The 18,266-nt window shown below is 46.7% G+C and carries 14 protein-coding genes and 1 pseudogene; 4 read left to right on the forward strand and 11 right to left on the reverse strand.

What is annotated here, in order from left to right; genetic code table 11:
• Positions 1 to 113: 113 nt before the first annotated feature.
• From hprK to AC0MA3_RS07190, 4 genes are all read right to left on the reverse strand, one after another.
• Complete coding sequence (gene hprK / locus AC0MA3_RS07175) at positions 114 to 1,031, reverse strand: HPr(Ser) kinase/phosphatase (RefSeq protein ID WP_379156328.1); 918 nt, start codon at positions 1,029 to 1,031, stop codon at positions 114 to 116.
• Between the two features lie 560 nt (positions 1,032 to 1,591).
• Entirely contained in the window at positions 1,592 to 2,779 is a 1,188-nt protein-coding gene (locus tag AC0MA3_RS07180; RefSeq protein ID WP_474655665.1) for a glycosyltransferase family 8 protein, read from the reverse strand.
• A gap of 119 nt (positions 2,780 to 2,898) precedes the next feature.
• Positions 2,899 to 3,939, reverse strand: a complete 1,041-nt coding sequence (locus tag AC0MA3_RS07185; protein ID WP_474655666.1) for a sugar phosphate nucleotidyltransferase — start codon at positions 3,937 to 3,939, stop codon at positions 2,899 to 2,901.
• Positions 3,940 to 4,188: 249 nt separating this feature from the next.
• Positions 4,189 to 5,712, reverse strand: coding sequence for a malate:quinone oxidoreductase (locus tag AC0MA3_RS07190; protein ID WP_379156318.1), 1,524 nt, complete (start codon positions 5,710 to 5,712; stop codon positions 4,189 to 4,191).
• A 222-nt stretch (positions 5,713 to 5,934) separates the two neighbouring features.
• On the opposite strand from AC0MA3_RS07190, the gene AC0MA3_RS07195 reads away from it, so the two are divergent.
• The gene (locus tag AC0MA3_RS07195; RefSeq protein ID WP_474655667.1) at positions 5,935 to 6,804 is read left to right on the forward strand and encodes a GNAT family N-acetyltransferase; all 870 of its coding nucleotides are present in this window, start codon (positions 5,935 to 5,937) and stop codon (positions 6,802 to 6,804) included.
• Between the two features lie 85 nt (positions 6,805 to 6,889).
• Here AC0MA3_RS07195 and AC0MA3_RS07200 read toward each other — a convergent pair whose 3' ends face one another.
• Positions 6,890 to 7,366, reverse strand: coding sequence for an EVE domain-containing protein (locus AC0MA3_RS07200; protein ID WP_474655668.1), 477 nt, complete (start codon positions 7,364 to 7,366; stop codon positions 6,890 to 6,892).
• 25 nt (positions 7,367 to 7,391) lie between these two features.
• Positions 7,392 to 7,907 (reverse strand): annotated as a pseudogene (locus AC0MA3_RS07205) (DinB family protein); the annotation flags it as partial.
• A gap of 293 nt (positions 7,908 to 8,200) precedes the next feature.
• Here AC0MA3_RS07205 and AC0MA3_RS07210 point away from each other — a divergent pair.
• The gene (locus AC0MA3_RS07210; protein WP_474655669.1) at positions 8,201 to 9,127 is read left to right on the forward strand and encodes a helix-turn-helix transcriptional regulator; all 927 of its coding nucleotides are present in this window, start codon (positions 8,201 to 8,203) and stop codon (positions 9,125 to 9,127) included.
• 109 nt (positions 9,128 to 9,236) lie between these two features.
• Here AC0MA3_RS07210 and araA read toward each other — a convergent pair whose 3' ends face one another.
• From araA to AC0MA3_RS07225, 3 genes are read right to left on the reverse strand one after another with little or no spacing between them, the layout of a single operon-like run.
• Positions 9,237 to 10,661, reverse strand: coding sequence for an L-arabinose isomerase (gene araA, locus AC0MA3_RS07215; RefSeq protein WP_474655739.1), 1,425 nt, complete (start codon positions 10,659 to 10,661; stop codon positions 9,237 to 9,239).
• Between the two features lie 36 nt (positions 10,662 to 10,697).
• Positions 10,698 to 11,393, reverse strand: a complete 696-nt coding sequence (locus AC0MA3_RS07220) for an L-ribulose-5-phosphate 4-epimerase (protein ID WP_474655670.1) — start codon at positions 11,391 to 11,393, stop codon at positions 10,698 to 10,700.
• Position 11,394: 1 nt separating this feature from the next.
• Positions 11,395 to 13,008 (reverse strand): xylulokinase, encoded by a 1,614-nt coding sequence (locus AC0MA3_RS07225; RefSeq protein ID WP_474655671.1) that lies wholly within the window; start codon positions 13,006 to 13,008, stop codon positions 11,395 to 11,397.
• 291 nt (positions 13,009 to 13,299) lie between these two features.
• Here AC0MA3_RS07225 and AC0MA3_RS07230 point away from each other — a divergent pair, with 291 nt between their 5' ends.
• Positions 13,300 to 14,382 (forward strand): GntR family transcriptional regulator, encoded by a 1,083-nt coding sequence (locus tag AC0MA3_RS07230; protein WP_379156293.1) that lies wholly within the window; start codon positions 13,300 to 13,302, stop codon positions 14,380 to 14,382.
• A gap of 26 nt (positions 14,383 to 14,408) precedes the next feature.
• Here AC0MA3_RS07230 and AC0MA3_RS07235 read toward each other — a convergent pair whose 3' ends face one another.
• Entirely contained in the window at positions 14,409 to 15,704 is a 1,296-nt protein-coding gene (locus tag AC0MA3_RS07235; protein ID WP_474655672.1) for an amidohydrolase family protein, read from the reverse strand.
• Positions 15,705 to 16,003: 299 nt separating this feature from the next.
• On the opposite strand from AC0MA3_RS07235, the gene AC0MA3_RS07240 reads away from it, so the two are divergent.
• A complete protein-coding gene (locus AC0MA3_RS07240) occupies positions 16,004 to 17,527 on the forward strand; it encodes a methyl-accepting chemotaxis protein (protein WP_474655673.1) in 1,524 nt (507 codons plus the stop codon).
• Between the two features lie 116 nt (positions 17,528 to 17,643).
• Here the strand turns inward: AC0MA3_RS07240 and AC0MA3_RS07245 are convergent, their stop codons facing one another.
• Positions 17,644 to 18,147 (reverse strand): hypothetical protein, encoded by a 504-nt coding sequence (locus tag AC0MA3_RS07245; protein ID WP_474655674.1) that lies wholly within the window; start codon positions 18,145 to 18,147, stop codon positions 17,644 to 17,646.
• Between the last annotated feature and the right edge of the window lie 119 nt (positions 18,148 to 18,266).

Consider the following 18,266-nt stretch of genomic DNA (forward strand, 5'->3'; position numbering starts at 1 on the left):
ATGCTTAAGCAAGCATTTTGAACTTTTGCGTGCATTCCCCCTCAGATGCCATTCCAGGCGCAACGCAAAAAGCCGCTTCCCGGTAAGGCCGGAAAACGGCTTTCTCTCACTCACTAAGACTCCATTCCATTCTCAATGCGCTGCATGAACTCTTCAACGGCGCTGTACCCGAGCTGCTTCAGGTACCAGTTATTGGCTGCTGCTTCGATCAAGCCTGCTACATCCCGCCCCGGCTGAAGCTGAACCTCGATATGCGGTATCTGGACACCGAGGTATTCCGTGAACTGGGGCACCAGCTCCAGGTCGTTGTTGAGCGAATTCTCCCGCCATGGGCTCAGCTCAATATCGAGCACAATACGTGTCTCGTCCTGAAAGGCTTTGCGTCCATATTGGCGCACCACATTGATCAGGCCAATGCTGCGCAGCGCGAGGAATTCACGCGTGGTCTCATTGTGTGTCCCGAGAAGCGTGGACGGACCCAGCTTCTTGAGCACCACAATATCATCTGCCACGAACCGGTGTCCTCTGCCGATGAGCGTGTGGGCGGTCTCGCTTTTGCCAATCCCGGACTTGCCTCTGAGCAGAATACCGATTCCTGATACATTCACACATACCCCATGAATCGACACCTCCGGCGCCAGCGCCTTCACCAGATAACTGTCCAGCTTGGCAATGAACTCCGTTGTGATATCGCTTGTCCGCAGTAGCGGAATTCCCTCCTGGTCACAGAAGAGAGTCAGGTAGGGGATCTCCTGCTGGCCCGAGGTCACGATAAAACACGGTGGATGATACTTCACGATATTCCCGATATGCAGCATGCGTTCTTCTACGCTTAGCGTCAATAAATAGTTGATTTCCTTACGGCCGAGCACCTGCACCCGCTCCATAGGAAAAAAATCAAAATAACCAACAAACTCCAGTCCCGGTCTATGCGTCCGTGGACGGCTGATCTCGCGGTCCATACGGCTGGAACCCGCCAGCACTTCCAAATGGAACTTCTCCGTAAGACCTTGAACAGTGATAGACTTCATTATGGTTCTCCTCCTGCGGTTAGGATGTATCCAGGATAAGCCTGTCATTAATCCTTTGCTTCCGGTTTATATTCAACGATTCAAGGGAGTATTCCTGCATGTAAGTTGTAAGTTAAACCGCGGCTGGTTGGTATAATAAAATCTGATGTGGATATGCCGTTACCCCTACCTGCCTTTTACATATTTTAAAATAGGGTATAGATGCATACAGATAAGGGAGTGATGGAATGAAAGCTGGCTTAGGAAATTCTATAAAAAAACAGGGAGCATACCGTCAAGAAAACGAAATACAGCTACATTGCCAATTTGGATGATGATGGTTATTCTGCTTCCAGAAAACCAATGCCGACGTAATTGGAAAGCGAGCACATTATATGTAGTAAAAAACTGCTATTGCTTAAGGCTTTACGATTTATTCAGCAAGCAATCCAACTTTCTGGCGATTCGCAGGAGAAATATAAGCAAAAGCTAAACATACACACCCAGGAAATAAAGAAGCAGATCTGTCCGGGTAACCGGCAGATCTACTTCTTTTGCAGGACTATATTCATCAATCTGCTTTATGAGATACGCTTACGCTTCCGGGTGTATCTATTTTTTTTCAGAATGATCTGTTTGATCACATATCTGCTCTTTCTTCTCACCGGCCGTAATTTTTTCCGTCTCAGCCGCAGCACCTTTCTCTTTCGGTACTTAATCAGCCTTGCCCGCTTGATAGAACGGTATCTGGCGCGGATCATTCTTCTTCTTCTCAGTCTGCGTATCAGCCGCAATGTTCTGCGGCGTTTTCGTCTGTGCCGCTTCACAGGAATATTCGGGGGCGGCGCAGGCACTTCAGGCACCGGAACTTCCAGAATTGGAGTCTCTGGGAGCTGAATTTCTGGAGCGGGCGGTTCAGCCGGGAGCTGAAATTCTAGAACGGGTTCAGCCGGAGTGTCCGTCAGCATCGGCTCAGAAACCTCTACTGGTGTGAACCCTCTAGCCCATGGAGTCATGGCAAGGTAATTATTGTATATCGGTGCATTGGGTGAATCTATATCCCACCATTTGTTGTCTCCGGCGAAATGAACAATTTTATTCTCTAAATTGAGCCCGCTATGAGCGAACGTATTAAACCGCTGATCCATTTGCAAATAGTTACAGCTATAAACAGCATTCAGAACATCCTGATCAGGCATGGTCATCGTGGGGAAATTACGCAGAAAATCAAGCATTTGGCCATACCAGTTCTCTTTACCACGGATATTGTTCAGATGAAACAGAATGACCCCTGAGTTAAAATACAGCTCCGCACTTAACCCCATTGAGGTGAAGTACTCCAGCAAATTTTCGCCCTGATCCAGTACTGCGCCCAAATAACGTTCTCCCAGGTCGATGCTCCATAATTCATTAATATCCATGTTAACTAAAATGTCGCAGTCGAGATAAATAACCCTGTCAGCCTGAATAATTATCGGAAGCAACAAACGGTACATACTGGCCATTGTCCAGTAGTCGATTTTATGCACACCAGCTGCAACTTCTTGCATATCCTCAGGAATTGTAACATGATAAAAAAAGATGTTGTGATGAAATACATCCACCAATTGAATAAGCTTTAACTTGTTTTCTTCGCTTAGGGAATCATCATGCACAATGTGCACATTGATCTTTTGCTGGGTGTTGAAAAAAACCGATGCAAGAACAACACCCGCATGCTCCGTATAGCTCCCGTCTTTATCGTTAATCGTTAAAACCAAATCAACCATTATCAAGGATCACCTACCTTTAAAGTATCTTTTTGCACAGTTGCCTGATGCATTCGACTACTTTAAGTGTATGTTTCCCCCCATGACTAGATTGGACTATTCCCTAGTACAGCTGCAATTTATTTTGAATCGTTCTGCGAATCCGCTGGAACTCTTGTGACTGATGCACGATCGCCCAGAATATAGCAGGCCGGCCGCTCCTGAATTTCTTGTTCAACCAGATGAACATATGATCCAAAAACACTTCCTTCCGCATTAACATGGGACAATTCCACCTGATCAAGTAAAATACTATTGGTTAGAACGCAATCTTGGACCACGCTATTCGGGCCTATATACACATAAGGTCCAACAACACTGTTCGTTACCCTTGCGGTCGGATCAATCCTAACCGGAGGAATCAACTGAGCAGATATGTGAATATCAGATGGGTTCATAAAGTTCTGTGGATCTTGATTCATCTTGTATCGGTTCGCTTCAAGCCATCGTTCGTGAGTTCCAATATCAAAAAACGGTGCCGTCGTAATGCTGTATGCAACATGCTTGCCCTCTGAGATTAACATCTGGATGGCGTCCGTCATCTCGTATTCTCCACGTGGGGAGGGCATCAGTCTATCTATTACCGGCCAGATAGCTTCAGTAATAGCATATGCGCCGACAATAGCCAGATTGGATTGAGGGTTGCAGGGCTTCTCTTCCAGATTGACAATTTGTCCATCATTGACAACGGCAACACCAAATTGACTAGGGTCCTTAACCTGTTGCAACAGGATCGAGGCCGCAGCCTTACCTGCGTCCAATGACCGGATGAATGGCAATAGATCACCTTCATACAAATTATCGCCAAGCATCAATAAAAAAGGGGAATCCGCCACAAAAGACCGCGCGCTTTTGACCGCATCCGCCAGTCCCTTTGCTTCTTGTTGCAGAAGAAAGGTTAACGAAGCATTCCACCGCTCCCCATCGCCGATCGTTTGCCGGATCTCTCCTTGCAAATGGTTCACTACGATTCCAATCTCGGTTATTCCGGCCGCAACAAGTTTCTCAATGATTGAGACAAGAATATACTTCCCGTTAACGGGTAACATGCACTTTGATTTGGTATACGTCGAAGGCTGAAGTCTAGTTCCTCGGCCGGCGCACAAGATTATTCCTTTCATAAACATACCTCCTTATAACAATATCTGCCACTCGGTTTAAATGAGCTCTTCATATTTTATGCACAAGCTATGAAGGAGCTTGGGTATATGTTAAGCAACAAAAACCTATTGAATCGGCAGATATACGATCGTATGAAAGGAGATTACTAGTTCCGATAAGTTCACATCGCAAACACCCGATTCCGCGTGAATTGGGAATCGGGTGTTCGCTGACTCATTCAAGAATGATGCAGAATACCGGGAAATCGTCTATGAAGTAAATGCATGAGTCTGTGTCTCATATTCGCCCGCTTCATTCGTAAGGCCAAGAGACCGGTCTGTTAAGGTATGAATATCTTGAATCAGTTTGGGGTTCTCCAATAAGCGGGTGCCATAAGAAGGAACCATCTCTTTTATTTTCGCTTCCCACGACTTGATCTGCTGCGGGAAACATTTGGTGAGGACTTCAAGCATGACGGAAACAGCGGTAGATGCACCGGGAGACGCCCCCAATAGTGCTGCTATCGACCCGTCAGCACTGCTTATCACTTCTGTACCAAATTGCAGTGTTCCTTTGCCGGCTGCGGTATCCTTAATAATCTGCACACGCTGGCCTGCCACCACCAACTCCCAATCCTCACTCTTGGCGTCCGGAACAAACTCCCGTAAAGCTTCAATCCGCTGTTCCTTCGATAACATCACCTGTCCAATGAGGTACTTGGTCAATTGAAGGTTTTTGGCCCCTGCTGCCAGCATCGTTGTCAGATTACCCGGCTTAACAGATGTGATCAGGTCAAACATCGAACCGGTTTTGAGGAACTTTGGCGAGAAGCCTGCAAACGGTCCAAAGAACAGGGATTCCTTATTATCGATCACTCTCGTGTCCAGATGCGGAACGGACATTGGGGGAGCTCCGACCGCAGCTTTTCCGTATACTTTAGCATGATGCTTCGCTACAATGTCCGGCTTCTGGCACACCATGAACAGTCCGCTCACCGGAAATCCCCCAATTCCTTTCCCTTCCGGAATGCCGGACTTTTGCAGCAAGTGCAGGCTTCCTCCCCCGCCGCCGATAAAGACAAATTTGGCAGAATGATGCGAAGTGGTCCCGTCACCCAGATTCCGCACCTTCAACTCCCATGACCCGTCACGGGCACGAGTAATATCATCCACATTATGTCTGTACCGGATCTCCGTCTGATTCTTCTGCAGGTGGTCAAACAACATGCGTGTTAAGGCACCGAAGTTCACATCTGTACCTGATTCGATCCGGGTTGCCGCTATAGGCTGTGTTACTGTTCTGTCTTTCATCATTAACGGAATCCAATTCATCAGCTGATCCGGGTCATCGGAGAATTCCATCCCCTGGAACAGCGGATTTTTCGAAAGCGCTTCATATCTTTTTTTCAAAAAAGCAACATCGGTTTTCCCTTGGACAAAGCTCATATGCGGCACAGCCACAATGAAATCCCGCGGGTTGTGTATCCGTTTGCTATTTACAAGATAAGACCAGAATTGCTTAGAGAACTGATACTCTTCATTTACCTTTATAGCTTTGCTGATATCGATCGATCCATCCGGCTCCTCTACGGTGTAATTCAACTCGCACAGTGAAGAATGCCCTGTTCCCGCATTATTCCATTCGTTAGAGCTCTCTTCACCTGCGCCTGCCAGCCGCTCAAATACGGTTATGGACCAGTCCGGCGCTAATTCTTTCAGCATTGAACCTAACGTCGCACTCATGATTCCGGCACCAATTAAAATAACATCTGTTTTTGTTTGTTGGTTGCTCATGTTTACCGTCCTTCTAACCTACGATTTGCAGGAAGATTCAGGCGCTCCTGCTTAGGCGCTATAACAGGCTAGGGCGCGACTTCGTCACACACCTTTTCTGGATCAATATTGACCTGATCTTAGTGTATCACTATTACCCATAAATTTTAATATTTATCTAGTTTTTTATACAAACATAGTGAAGCCCTTAAGCTTGGGGATGAGGTGTGTTATATTTGAAACATGTCCACGAACAGAATTATTCCAATGCTCTATCATTCCCAAGAACAACTTGCAGCGATCATACGTCTTGAGCAGAAGTGCAATCAATTTGAGCCTATCCATATTAAAACCGGCATCGAACATCTCACCAAAAAAGACGGTGATCATGCCCTGCTCTACTATCACGGTGAACACTTAACCGGTCTTCTCAGTTGGCATGCTACGGATGGCAATACTGCACAAATCCATGCGATGGTACATCCGGAGCATCGCCGCCAAGGCGTTTTCCGCAGTTTATTACATCGGGCTGTAAAAGATATCGAACCTCTAGGCATACAAAGGCTCAGCTTCCGGATCCCCCAAGGTTCATTGGCTGGAACAAAAGCCGCCCTGACTATGGGCGCTATATTTGACCGTTCAGAGTACGCGATGACATTCAGCAATACCGTACTGCCAAGCCCGGATCCATCCGGGGTGTGCCTAATCCCCGCGTTACCGCAGGATTTTGAATTTATGGTGGCTTGCTCGTCGCAGGCTTTCGGCGAATCCGAAATTTGGACACGGGATTATTTCAGCCAGACGAATGAGCCTAGCCGCGCCACCTTTGTTGCCTGGGCAGAGAACATTCGAGTCGGCCTGATCCGGGTAAACCATGTGAATACAGGCACGGCTTTTATTCATGATTTTTGCATTCTACCCTCCTATCAAGGCAAGGGGCTTGGCCAGCAAGTCCTGATGCTTGCGGTTGAACAGTTATTCCATCAATCCATCCCGCATATTCGCTTAAGTGTCGTCACGGAAAATGAACGGGCCTTACATCTGTATCGTAATGCTGGATTTGAGGTAACTTCTGAGTATCAGTATTACCTCCTTAACTCCGTTAGAGGATAAAGAAACGGCTGGATCAGATTCCCCTGATCCAGCCGTTTCTTTGATTGTTTTATGATCTTTGAATATAGGACTGGACCCCATCTGCTTATTCGCTTGTGGTATCCAGCATAGCACCCGCAATCGTCTGGAAATCCTCCGGGCTGATCTCGAAATGACCATAACGGAAGCTATATCCCCAGTTCTGATTCCCGCGTGTAAAGCTAAGCTGGTTCAATAGATCCGCAATCTTCACTTCCCGGCACGGCAAATAGCGGATATTCCGTCGGAAGGGTACAAAGGTTTCAGACATCTGATAGGGATAGACACTGTCATCTTCAACCTGTCCAATGGCAGTGAAGGCTTGAAGCGATTCCCCCTTTGCCATATCCGTTCGTGGAGAATAGTAGATCAGCCAGTCGCCACAGCTCATCCGCCGCAAAGGTGCTGCCTTGCCATGGTTGAGCTGGGCGAATCCCCCCAGCACCCCCCGCTTCACATGAGAAGCGGAGACAACACCGATCCAGCAGCGGTTTTGCCCGCTCACTATATCCGTTGATTGGATTTCTATCCCCTCCTTGTTCATGCGATACATTACATCCCAAAAATGTTTTTAACCGGTCCATCTGCAGAAGATGGTGACGATAGTGCATTTCAATAAGCAAAAACCATTCTTTTGCGTGTAATGGACCGAATCGCGGATGAGGGACCGTATTCTGCATGGGTGCCGTTTCGATCTTGGGTAAGATTTCTTGCATCCGGCCAATCACGGTATGTAATCCCTGGATCAACTGTTCTTTGCTCTCTGGTTGCACCGGGGTATACTGCGGAGAAGGCGGAACATGAACACGTATAGGCGGAAAGCTTCCTTGGGCAAATATCGCTGTACCGTCGCTTGTTTTCTCCGCTACAGGGGCAACAGAATCCTCGCCCCGCTCCAGACATTGATCAATATTACGAAGCTGCATATAAAGAGCGGATTGAATCAGATGCACATACATTTGCCCAAGCGACCACTCGTCTTCACTTGGCTGACGTCTCAATTGCTCCATGCTGAAATCCTCCAGTTCATGGAGATAGTGATTGGCTGTTTCTTCAAACTGCTGTAATGCTTCTATAGTATTCATACTTTATAACAGCTCCTTTATTGATGATCTACTATGACTATACAAAAACGCTACTGACAACGTTATGTCAGTAGCGTTTTATTGCTTTTTCACATGGACCAGATTCCGGAAAGACCGTGTTGCTGCCTGGCCTACTTACTTGATGACTTCATACTTTAGCGACACCAATATATCCGTCCAGACTCATGGCAACATACAGCACGACTTTACTCATTGTTCATCGCTCCTCTCATACTTTCATGATACACTTGAATTATGACAACATACGTCGTAATTAAATGAGGTGCGTACAAATGAACGACCGACGACTGGCTATGATGCAAATGATCGACTCCCGTAAAAAATTCACTGCCCGTGAGTTAGCCAAACGCTTTGGGGTGTCCCTGCGCACGATCCAGCGTGATCTCGACTATTTACAGCAGATTGGCTTCCCCTTATATGCCGAAGTAGGTGCCCATGGCGGTTACCGGGCTTTGCCTAACCGGATTCTGCCGCCGCTACGGCTCACGCCTAATGAAGCATTCGGCCTCTTCCTGATGCTTCAGGTCATGGAGCAAATCCAGAGCTTCCCCTACGAGTCATTCCGGACTCACCTGGCCGAGCAGTACTATGCCAGTCTGCCTCCTGATGTGAAGGATTCGATCGACCGGATGCGCAGCCACATTGCCGTCATCCAGCAGCAGCCTGCACAGGCCGCGCCATGTACAACAGCGATTCTGCAAGCGGCCATTGCCAAGAAGCCAATAACATTCACCTACCTCTCACGGAGCGGAACGAAGAACGTACAAGCAACACCTATCGGCATTTACTTGGAGAACGGCTATTGGTATATGCCCGCTAAGAAGGGCGACCGTATGATCCTGTACCGCGCCGATCGCATTCTGGAGTTGGAGGTGCTGGAACAACTTGATCTCTCCGTTCCAAATCTGCAGGAGTGGCTGAGAGCTACCGATGAGCGGCCCCGATTGGAGGTTAAGCTGTGGTTTACTGCCTTTGGCGCCCGGCTCGCAGAATCCGACCCAATGTATCACTCTCTGCAGCAGGCAGAGCTCCCATCCGGGTATGCCTATCTTTGGGAGGGCAGCGTCCCTGTAGATGAATTCCCTTATACGGCGAGAGGGCTGCTGAAGTTCGGACCCGAGGTGAAGGTCGCGGAGCCGTCCCAGCTGCAGGAGACTGTCATCCAACTGCTGGAGCTCAGCTTGAAACCTTACCAGTGATTCACACTTTGACTAGATAAACCTTAGAGAGATGCCTAGCATGCCTGGGGGACAAAAAAAGCATTGGGTCCAGTTGGACCCAATGCTTTTATAGATGATTATCTCCGAATTATTTAATAATTACGTATTCCAGATTTACCAGTTTGGCATAAGTGACTATCTGGTCTGTAGTTAGGTTCAAGGATACCACCGTATGGTGGCCGCCGCCGTTCTCAATCCATGCTTTAACTCCGTCTTGGAAGTTCGGCTTCACGTTCCATAGTACACGTGCTACTGGAAGATTTGGAGCAGGAACTGTGGGTTCAAATGCAGTAACCTCATTGATCAGCAGTTTGTAATGTGTGCCGAAGTCAGCCATGGATACAACCACACCGTCTCCTGCCTTGCCGTCAAATACCAGACGGGCCGGATCTTCACGGTCGCCAATACCGAGCGGAGATACAAGGACTTTGGGCTTGTTGCTTGCCAGCGTCGGGTCTACTTCAAGCATATGGGATTGAAGGATCGATTCCTGACCTGCAGCCAGCTCATAAGTATAATCTTCCATGAAACCGGTGTTTTGGTTGTGGCTCATTACTTTCAGCAGACGATCCAGCGCTGCAGTCTTCCAGTCTCCTTCGCCAGCGAATCCATACCCTTGGGCCATCAAACGTTGAACGGCAAGACCAGGAAGCTGTTTCATACCATAGAGATCTTCGAAGTTCGTAGTAAAAGCAGTGTATCCGCCATTATCCAGGAAACGTTTAATGGCAATTTCATAGCTTGCTTGCACTCTTACACTGGCTTCCCAAGCTTCCTTGCTGTAAGAACCATATTCAAAGTCATAGAGTTCGGAGTACTCTGCGAACAAAGCATCAATCTCTTCTTCCTTCACAGCATTTACGTATCCGACAAGGTCGCCAATTCCGAAGTAGTCAACAGTCCAGCCAAATTGAATCTGGGCCTCAACCTTATCGCCTTCGGTAACGCCAACGTTACGCATATTGTCGCCGAAGCGGGCTACTTTGATTGTGAAACTTTCGTTATAGGCAACCGCCACATCCATCCACGCCGCAATTTGCTTCTGAACTTCCGCGCGTCCCCAGTAACCCACGACCACTTTATTCTGTTTTTTCAGCCGGGCATTGATAAATCCATATTCACGGTCACCATGTGCGGCCTGGTTAAGGTTCATAAAGTCCATATCAATGGTTGCCCAAGGAATGCTCTCATTGAACTGTGTAGCCAGATGGAGCAAAGGCTTCTGCAGCATTTTAGTACCGCGAATCCACATTTTTGCAGGGGAGAAGGTATGCATCCAAGTGATGACACCGGCAACCTCGTCCCGATAGTTGACTTCCTTCATGAGGGTGGTGATTTTGTCTGCAGTAACTGCCAGATCCTGAAGTACAAGCGGGTAAGGCAGAACGCCGCTCTTATTCAGGGCATCAGTCATTACTTGTGCGTTGGCTTTCACTTCTGCTAAGGCTTCTTCACCGTACAAATGTTGCGAACCTACGACGAACCAGAACTCTTTTGCACTTGCTGTTGCCATCATATTCATCCTCTTTTCTTCTATTGTTAGTCTTTATTATTTTTGCCCGTAATAAGCGTCTTTCCCGTGTTTGCGTAAATAGTGTTTGTCCAGAATGCGCTGTGGCAATTCTTCAGCAAAACTATTCAACTGGCGTGCGAACAAATTCATTTTCGAGACTTCTTCGAGCACGACGGCATTCGTTACAGCGGATTTAGCATCTTTGCCCCAGGTGAATGGAGCGTGACCCTTAAGTAGAACTCCAGGTACCGCCAAAACATCCAGTCCGCGCTGTTCAAACGTTTCGATGATGACACGGCCGGTTTCCGCTTCGTAACCACGGTCAATCTCCTCTTGTGTCAAGAAACGGGCACAGGGAACAGAACCATAGAAGGTATCGGCATGAGTGGTCCCCATTACAGGTACGTCCAGACCCGCCTGAGCCCAAATGGTCGCCCAAGTCGAATGCGTATGCACAATGCCGCCAATCTCTGCGTAATGCTTATACAGTACTGCATGAGTCGGTGTATCGGATGAAGGTCTCATCTCTCCTTCAACCACATTGCCGTCAAAGTCCACAACCACCATATCGCTAGCCTTCATCGTGTCATAACTAACACCACTGGGTTTAATAACGAATAAGCGACTCTCCCGATCCACAGCGCTTACGTTACCCCAGGTGTATTTCACGAGTCCATGTTTAGGCAGTTCCAGATTGGCTTGATATACTTCTTCCTTGAGTTGCTCTAACACATCAATTCCTCCAGTTCTCCACCAGATTATCTACAGCAGCCTGCTCAATCGCCAGACCTTGAGTGTAGCGCTCCATAAATACTTCGAATCCTCTAACATCAGAACCATCCGGATAGATTTTCTGTCCCTGAACATCCTTAAATACTTGTTGGTCGAGGAAATCGTCCAGACTTTCTTCCTGGCCCTTGCTTGTCATGTAGGAAGCGAGAATAGCCATGCCCCACGCCCCGCCTTCTCCAGCTGTATCCATTACCGATACCGGAACATTCATAGCAGCCGCAATGATCTTTTGGCCGACAATAGGCGTCTTGAATAGACCACCGTGAGCCAGAATGCTGTCAATCGCGACATTTTCCTTCTTGGTCAAAATATCCATGCCGATCTTCAGCGCACCAAAAGCCGTGAACAGATGAGTTCGCATGAAGTTAGCCAGATTGAACCGGCTCTCAGGAGAGCGGACAAACAAGGGCCGGCCTTTCTCAAGTCCGGTGATATTCTCACCTGAGAAGTAACCATAGCTTAGCAACCCGCCACCGTCCGGATCTGCTTCCAAAGCCTTATTGAACATCACACTATATAATTGACTTGCATCGACTGTTTGTCCCATGGCCTCAGAGAATTCACGGAACAATCCCAGCCAGGCATTGATATCACTTGAACAGTTGTTGGCATGAACCATTCCGACCGGATTCCCACTCGGTGTAGTTACCAGATCAATCTCCGGGTATACCGCTGAGAGATCCTTCTCGAGTACAAGCATGGCAAAAACTGAAGTTCCCACAGAGACATTGCCCGTCCGTTTTCTCACACTATTCGTAGCAACCATCCCTGTTCCTGCATCACCTTCCGGAGGACAAAGCGGAATACCTGGTTGCAGATTTTCGGATTTATCTAAGATCTTCGCACCCGCTTCGGTTAATACACCTGCCTGCTGACCTGAAATGTAGACTTTAGGCAAAATAGCCTTCAGATCCCACGGGTAAGCTCTGGGTGCAACCAATTCAGCAAACTGCTGAACCATGGATTCATTGTAATCATGTGTAGTCTCATCAATAGGGAACATGCCCGAAGCATCTCCGACCCCAATGGCTTTATCTCCAGTCAGCAGCCAGTGAATGTATCCAGAGAGCGTGGTCATAAAATCAATACGGGGAACATGTTCTTCTTCGTTCAATATAGCTTGATACAGGTGAGCAATACTCCAGCGCTCAGGAATGTTGAATTGAAATCTATCCGTTAATTCTTTTGCTGCAGCACCGGTTGTTGCATTCCGCCAAGTCCGGAACGGAACCAGCAGCTCACCCGCACTGTCAAAAGCCATATACCCGTGCATCATTGCAGAGAATCCAATAGAACCAACCGTCCGAATGGTGACTCCATATTTCCGTTCAACCTCTTGCTTCATACCACTATAAGCCTCTTGCAGACCTGCGATAATACTCTCTAAGTTGTACGTCCAATACCCGTCTACCAGAAGGTTCTCCCACTCATAACTTCCAGATGCGATGGTCTCGAACCGATGGTCAATCAGCACTGCCTTGATACGTGTGGATCCAAATTCGATCCCAAGTGAGGTTTCTCCCTTGAGTATCGCTTGTTTGATGTCTTGATCCATGCACACGTTACTCCTCTCTGAACAACTGTTATAACCGCTATAATAGAAAGAATGCGCTTTCCCTTGTTTACAGTTTCAGTATATTTTTTGTTCGTACATTTGTCAACGAATACTGATAGTTATACTTACAAATATGCAAGTCAAGCCGCGCTTTTCGGTTATAAAATCTGAATCATTCATCCATTTATGACGTTGGGATTATAAAATGGTTATAACTATGCTAAAATATGTACATACAACTATTACGGATAGGCAAATTAGTATTAGAACAACCATGAAAGAAGGCGTACAGTGAAACCAAAGTATCAGGTTATTCTCGAGGATATAAAAAGCAATATTCTTTCAGGTACGTACAGCATAGGGAACCAGATTCCAACGGAATCCGCTTTGCAGGATATGTATCAGGTTAGTCGGCAGACGGTCCGGAAGGCTATTCTGGAACTATCCAATGAGGGTTTCTTGCGAAGTGAAAAAGGATCGGGGACTTATGTCAGCAATCAATTCCGTTCCAAAACGGGCGGGAATTCGAATAATAAAACCATCGGTGTAATCACGACCTATATTTCTGACTACATCTTTCCATCTATTATCCGCGGGATTGAATCGAGATTGAATGAAGATAATTATTCTTTGCTATTAGCCAGTACCAATAATGATGTCGAACAAGAAAAGAAAGCGCTGGAGATGATGCTGTCCTTCGGTGTGGAGGGGCTGATCATTGAGCCGACCAAAAGCAATCTGTACAACCCTAATATTGCTTACTACCTGTCGTTCAAGGAACAGGATGTTCCATTTATCATGATCAATGCCTATTATGAAGAACTGGAAGTTCCTTTCTTTTGTCTCGATGACGTACAGTCCAGCTACCTGGCTACCAAAGAATTGATCTCTAACGGACACACTCAAATCGGGATTATTGCCAAAATGGATGATTTACAGGGAAAGTATCGAATGAAGGGTTATATCAAAGCGCTAGGCGAAGCCAAACTCCGCTTTCTTCCTGAGCAGGTACTTTCCTTCTATACAGAGACCAAACAGGACCTGTCGGCCAACTTGAAGAAATTCCTAACTGATAATAGAGGCGGATTAACCGCGATTGTCTGCTATAACGACGAGGTAGGATTGGAAGTCGTACATGTATGCAGACAACTTGATATCTCTATTCCTGACGACCTCTCTATTATTGGTCAGGACAATTCCTATATCGCCAAAAATGCGAACATCAAATTGACGACATTGACGCACCCACAGGAACAAATGGGACGCGATGCCGCCGATTGGGTAATTAAGAAGCTGCAAGGGAAGAAAGATTTAAGAAACAGCACCTATTATCAACCTGTATTAATTGAAGGGGAGACGGTAAAGAAGAAATAGGATGATCTCCCCAGCAGCCGTATCCATTAATGCGATGATGTAGGCGCCTCTGCTGTTTTTCGAATACCGCGCTGCCATACTCCGCGAATCGATAATGTATCCGAGATATTCGCTGTCGGGTCCCCTTCGACCAAGACCAGATCTGCTCTTGCACCTTCCACAATATGTCCGCGATCGTTCAGGCCGAAACGGCGGGCTGTTTTTGAGGTAGCTGACTGTAAGGCTTCTATGGGGGTGAATCCCGCTTCTACTAGTAACTGCAGCTCGTGGTGTACGCTGACTCCATGGGCAAGTCCGCCCAGCGTTGGAACCGGTACGGAGACATCCGTACCCACCAGGATGTCTACACCTGCACGATGAAGATCCATTACATTCCGGTAGTTGTCATCCATGCTGCCTTGCGGATACGTATTGAAGCTGGCATTCAGAGTATCGATCCATTCCGGACTGAGCTTGGAGTTCACACGTGGATCCTTTGCCAATTCCGATGCGGTGTGACCGATAATCGAGGAGTTCAAGACCAGACATGGCGTAACGAACGCGCCAGCCTCAGCAATCAATTTCACCAGATCCGGAGTGGTTTCAGGGCGGTCAATGAATAAGTGGGCAAGTCCCTCAACTCCAACCTCTATGGCTTGCCGGGCAGATTCGGCAGTCAATACATGGGCAATCGCAATCTTGTGATGGCGATGCGCTTCCTCTACAGCTGCTCTTAGAATATCCTGGCTTAAGACCGGCAGGCCCGGTGCAGCTAACACCGTTCCTTCTTCGATCATAATTTTGATATAATCTGCTCCCCCCTTAACTTGTTCACCCACAAAGGCCAGTGCCTCATCCCGGTTCGTTACTGTGGGTGCCTCCCCATGATCATGCGCATGGGCGGCCAGCATAGCGTTACGATCTTCCTCACTCATCTTCTCTAATTCCTTCAGTACAAAATCCGGTATTTCCCCGTCCCCCGGCATGAGCTCATCGGGGTGCCCGCCTGGAGGTGTGACCGCCATTCCGGCAGATCGTACGTCGGCAATATCGTCGATCCCTTTCAATTGCGCCTCACGGCCGCTTTTTGTGAATCCGCCCATCATTTCCAGTTCAGTTGTAACTCCGAATTTCAGTGCGTCGCGCAAGCCATCAACCGAAGTGTGAACGTGAGCATCAATCAGCCCCGGCAGCAAAGTCCCGCCTTCCGCATCAATAATGGTTGCATGCTCCGGTATTTCCCCGCCCACCGATAGGATCTGTTCGCCTTCGATAAGGATTGTTGTGGGTCTGATCACTTTCTCGCCATCAAATATACGTGCGTTGATAATTGCAGTAACCATTGTGTTACCTCCTGTATTCGATTTGGTTTATATTCGAAATATAACAGTTAGATATCTAACTGTCAATATATAAATTGATTGATATCTAATTATACCTCTGCATGAAATTGTTATTCTTATCTCCGCACTTTAGCCCTTTATTAGCCCATATATTGGAGAAGAATGGCTCATCAAATTCAAGCCCGCTATACCGATAATAGGAATATAGACATATTCGAGGGATCCAATATTTTTATATAAATTTGAATGATTTATTAGGCCCATACTCACTCGTTAGGCACATGAAGGGATGATAAACAATGATTCAGCAAAAAAACAAATTAATGATCTGGATGTCCGCCGCAACTATTACTATCAGTTTTGTGATTCACCTGTTACATAGGCAATTTCATTTACTAAACCTCTTAATGGTTCACGGCGAAGGTGAAGCTCTTGCTATCACCCGTGACTTTGCATTTTCACTGAATGTGTTAATGGTGTTACCGGTCATTTTTCTAGGCATTAGCGTTTATTTATACCGGAGGCATACCGAGCACCGATATATCCCCTTAATGAACACCTTAGCTATAACCCTCAGCAGCTTCTCCATGATAGCTGGCGGGGGCGGGACGGTGGAGTTTCATTTCTCTATTTTCATGGTGATTGCGATTGTTGCCTATTACGAGGATATTAAGCTTATACTGATCATGACCGTGTTGTTTGCACTGCAGCATATCCTTGGATTCCTCATCGTCCCGGAGCTGGTGTTCGGAGCGCCTAACTATCCTTTTACAATGATGCTTATTCATGCCGTATTCCTGCTTATGACCGCGGGGGCTACCAGCCTGCAGATCCTCTCTAAGAAAAAGATCACTGAAGAGCTAGAAGAGGAGAAATCAAAAAAACAAAACGAAGTTGCCGTACTCTTGGATACGGTGAAGCAGCTCTCTGATGAAATCGACCATACCTCATCTGCAGTCTCACAGCTATCACAAAGCAACATTCGTGTGAATACGGAGATGCTGCAATCATTCAAAGAGGTGTCTTCTGGACTGAATGATCAAAGCGAGTCGCTGGTCCATATGGAGAATTCCGTGCAGTCCATTACGGAGATGATCGAACAGACCTCCCTTACTTCCACGAAAATGCAAAAAAGGACTGTGGCTACCGAGCAAGCCTTGGCGAACAACCGGAATAACACGAGAGTCCTGTATGATCAAGTTTCCCTCGTATCTGATACGATCACGGCAGCCACTGAAACTATTGTAACCCTGAACGAGTCGACTCAAAAAATTGAAGGGATTATCTCATTAATTCAGGATGTAGCTACCCAGACCAATCTATTGGCCCTGAATGCTTCTATTGAAGCAGCAAGAGCCGGGGAGCATGGCCAGGGATTTGCCGTGGTTGCCAGTGAAATCCGCAAGCTGGCTCAACGTAGCAACAATTCAACCGAAGAAATCAGGCTCATTCTTAACAAAGTACGTGAAGAAAGCGCCACTTCCGTATCACAAATGGAGATTGGAAAACTTACATCGGAGGAGTCCGTTACCTCTGCAAAAGATTTCATGTCAGACTTTGACCTGGTCTATCAGACCATCAGCCAACTGGTTACAGCTATCAACGGCCTGAATGAATCCATTCAGAACATTGAAGTAGTCTCACAGGAAATATCAAAGGATATGACGAATATCTCGGCCGTAATTGAGGAGAATGTTGCTTCCATGGAGGAGTTGTTTGCAAGCAGTGAAGATCAAATGAGCTCTTCTCAACAGGTCAACGATAAAATTAAAGATTTAGAAGAACTCGCATATTCCCTTAAGAGGAAATTCACAACTAACTGATAAAGCGAAAAAGGCGGCATATACAAGAAGTCTTGAACATACAAAGAGCGAACCTGCACTTACAGGTTCGCTCTTTTTGTATATCTGTCATTCGTATCTTATAGATTGCTCCACAGCTAAAGTGTGACCCGTTTCACTTCCGTTACATTTTTCCGGGTAACCACCTGGGGGACAAAGCTTTGATGGCCGCTGTCTTGCGAGGTAATATTATAATGAGCGTACACAATGGTACTCGGTGGATTATTAGGATTGATCAGACAGGTGACCTTACCATCGTTTTGAATACCGTACAACAGCTTTCCGTTTTTTACGTCGAACGTATTGGATCCGGTTTTGAATTTTACAGCCACACAAGCCCCTGATTCGATCAAGCCTGCTTTTGCTTTACATGGGGAGGAATAATCAGGAGTTTTTTGGATGGATAATACGTTTTTCCTGGGGATCGACAAATTTTCAATTTTCATAGTTTTTGCATTTCCGACATGTCTTAATACCACATTCGTAGAGTTGCTAGGCTCTTTTTGAGCCAACTTTCCGTTATGAACCTTTAACTCACCTTTATTGTCTTTGTACAGTACACCCACGCATGCTCCTTTATTAATGCTTGGAACGCTTGGCACAGCAACTCCCCCTTTTAATCTGAAGGTCTTGCTACACTATATGTGCATGTGCAAAGACTCGAACTATGAAATCGCCCAAAATATATAAATAGGATAGAGAATCCTTATGTAAAATTGAA

The sequence above is a fragment of the Paenibacillus sp. LS-5 genome (assembly GCF_056121505.1).

Coding starts and splice junctions, on each gene's coding strand:
- hprK (WP_379156328.1), bottom strand. CDS start 1,031: ATGAAGTCTATCACTGTTCAAGGTCTTACGGAGAAGTTCCATTTGGAA.
- AC0MA3_RS07180 (WP_474655665.1), bottom strand. CDS start 2,779: ATGGTTGATTTGGTTTTAACGATTAACGATAAAGACGGGAGCTATACG.
- AC0MA3_RS07185 (WP_474655666.1), bottom strand. CDS start 3,939: ATGAAAGGAATAATCTTGTGCGCCGGCCGAGGAACTAGACTTCAGCCT.
- AC0MA3_RS07190 (WP_379156318.1), bottom strand. CDS start 5,712: ATGAGCAACCAACAAACAAAAACAGATGTTATTTTAATTGGTGCCGGA.
- AC0MA3_RS07195 (WP_474655667.1), top strand. CDS start 5,935: ATGTCCACGAACAGAATTATTCCAATGCTCTATCATTCCCAAGAACAA.
- AC0MA3_RS07200 (WP_474655668.1), bottom strand. CDS start 7,366: ATGAACAAGGAGGGGATAGAAATCCAATCAACGGATATAGTGAGCGGG.
- AC0MA3_RS07210 (WP_474655669.1), top strand. CDS start 8,201: ATGAACGACCGACGACTGGCTATGATGCAAATGATCGACTCCCGTAAA.
- araA (WP_474655739.1), bottom strand. CDS start 10,661: ATGGCAACAGCAAGTGCAAAAGAGTTCTGGTTCGTCGTAGGTTCGCAA.
- AC0MA3_RS07225 (WP_474655671.1), bottom strand. CDS start 13,008: ATGGATCAAGACATCAAACAAGCGATACTCAAGGGAGAAACCTCACTT.
- AC0MA3_RS07235 (WP_474655672.1), bottom strand. CDS start 15,704: ATGGTTACTGCAATTATCAACGCACGTATATTTGATGGCGAGAAAGTG.
- AC0MA3_RS07240 (WP_474655673.1), top strand. CDS start 16,004: ATGATTCAGCAAAAAAACAAATTAATGATCTGGATGTCCGCCGCAACT.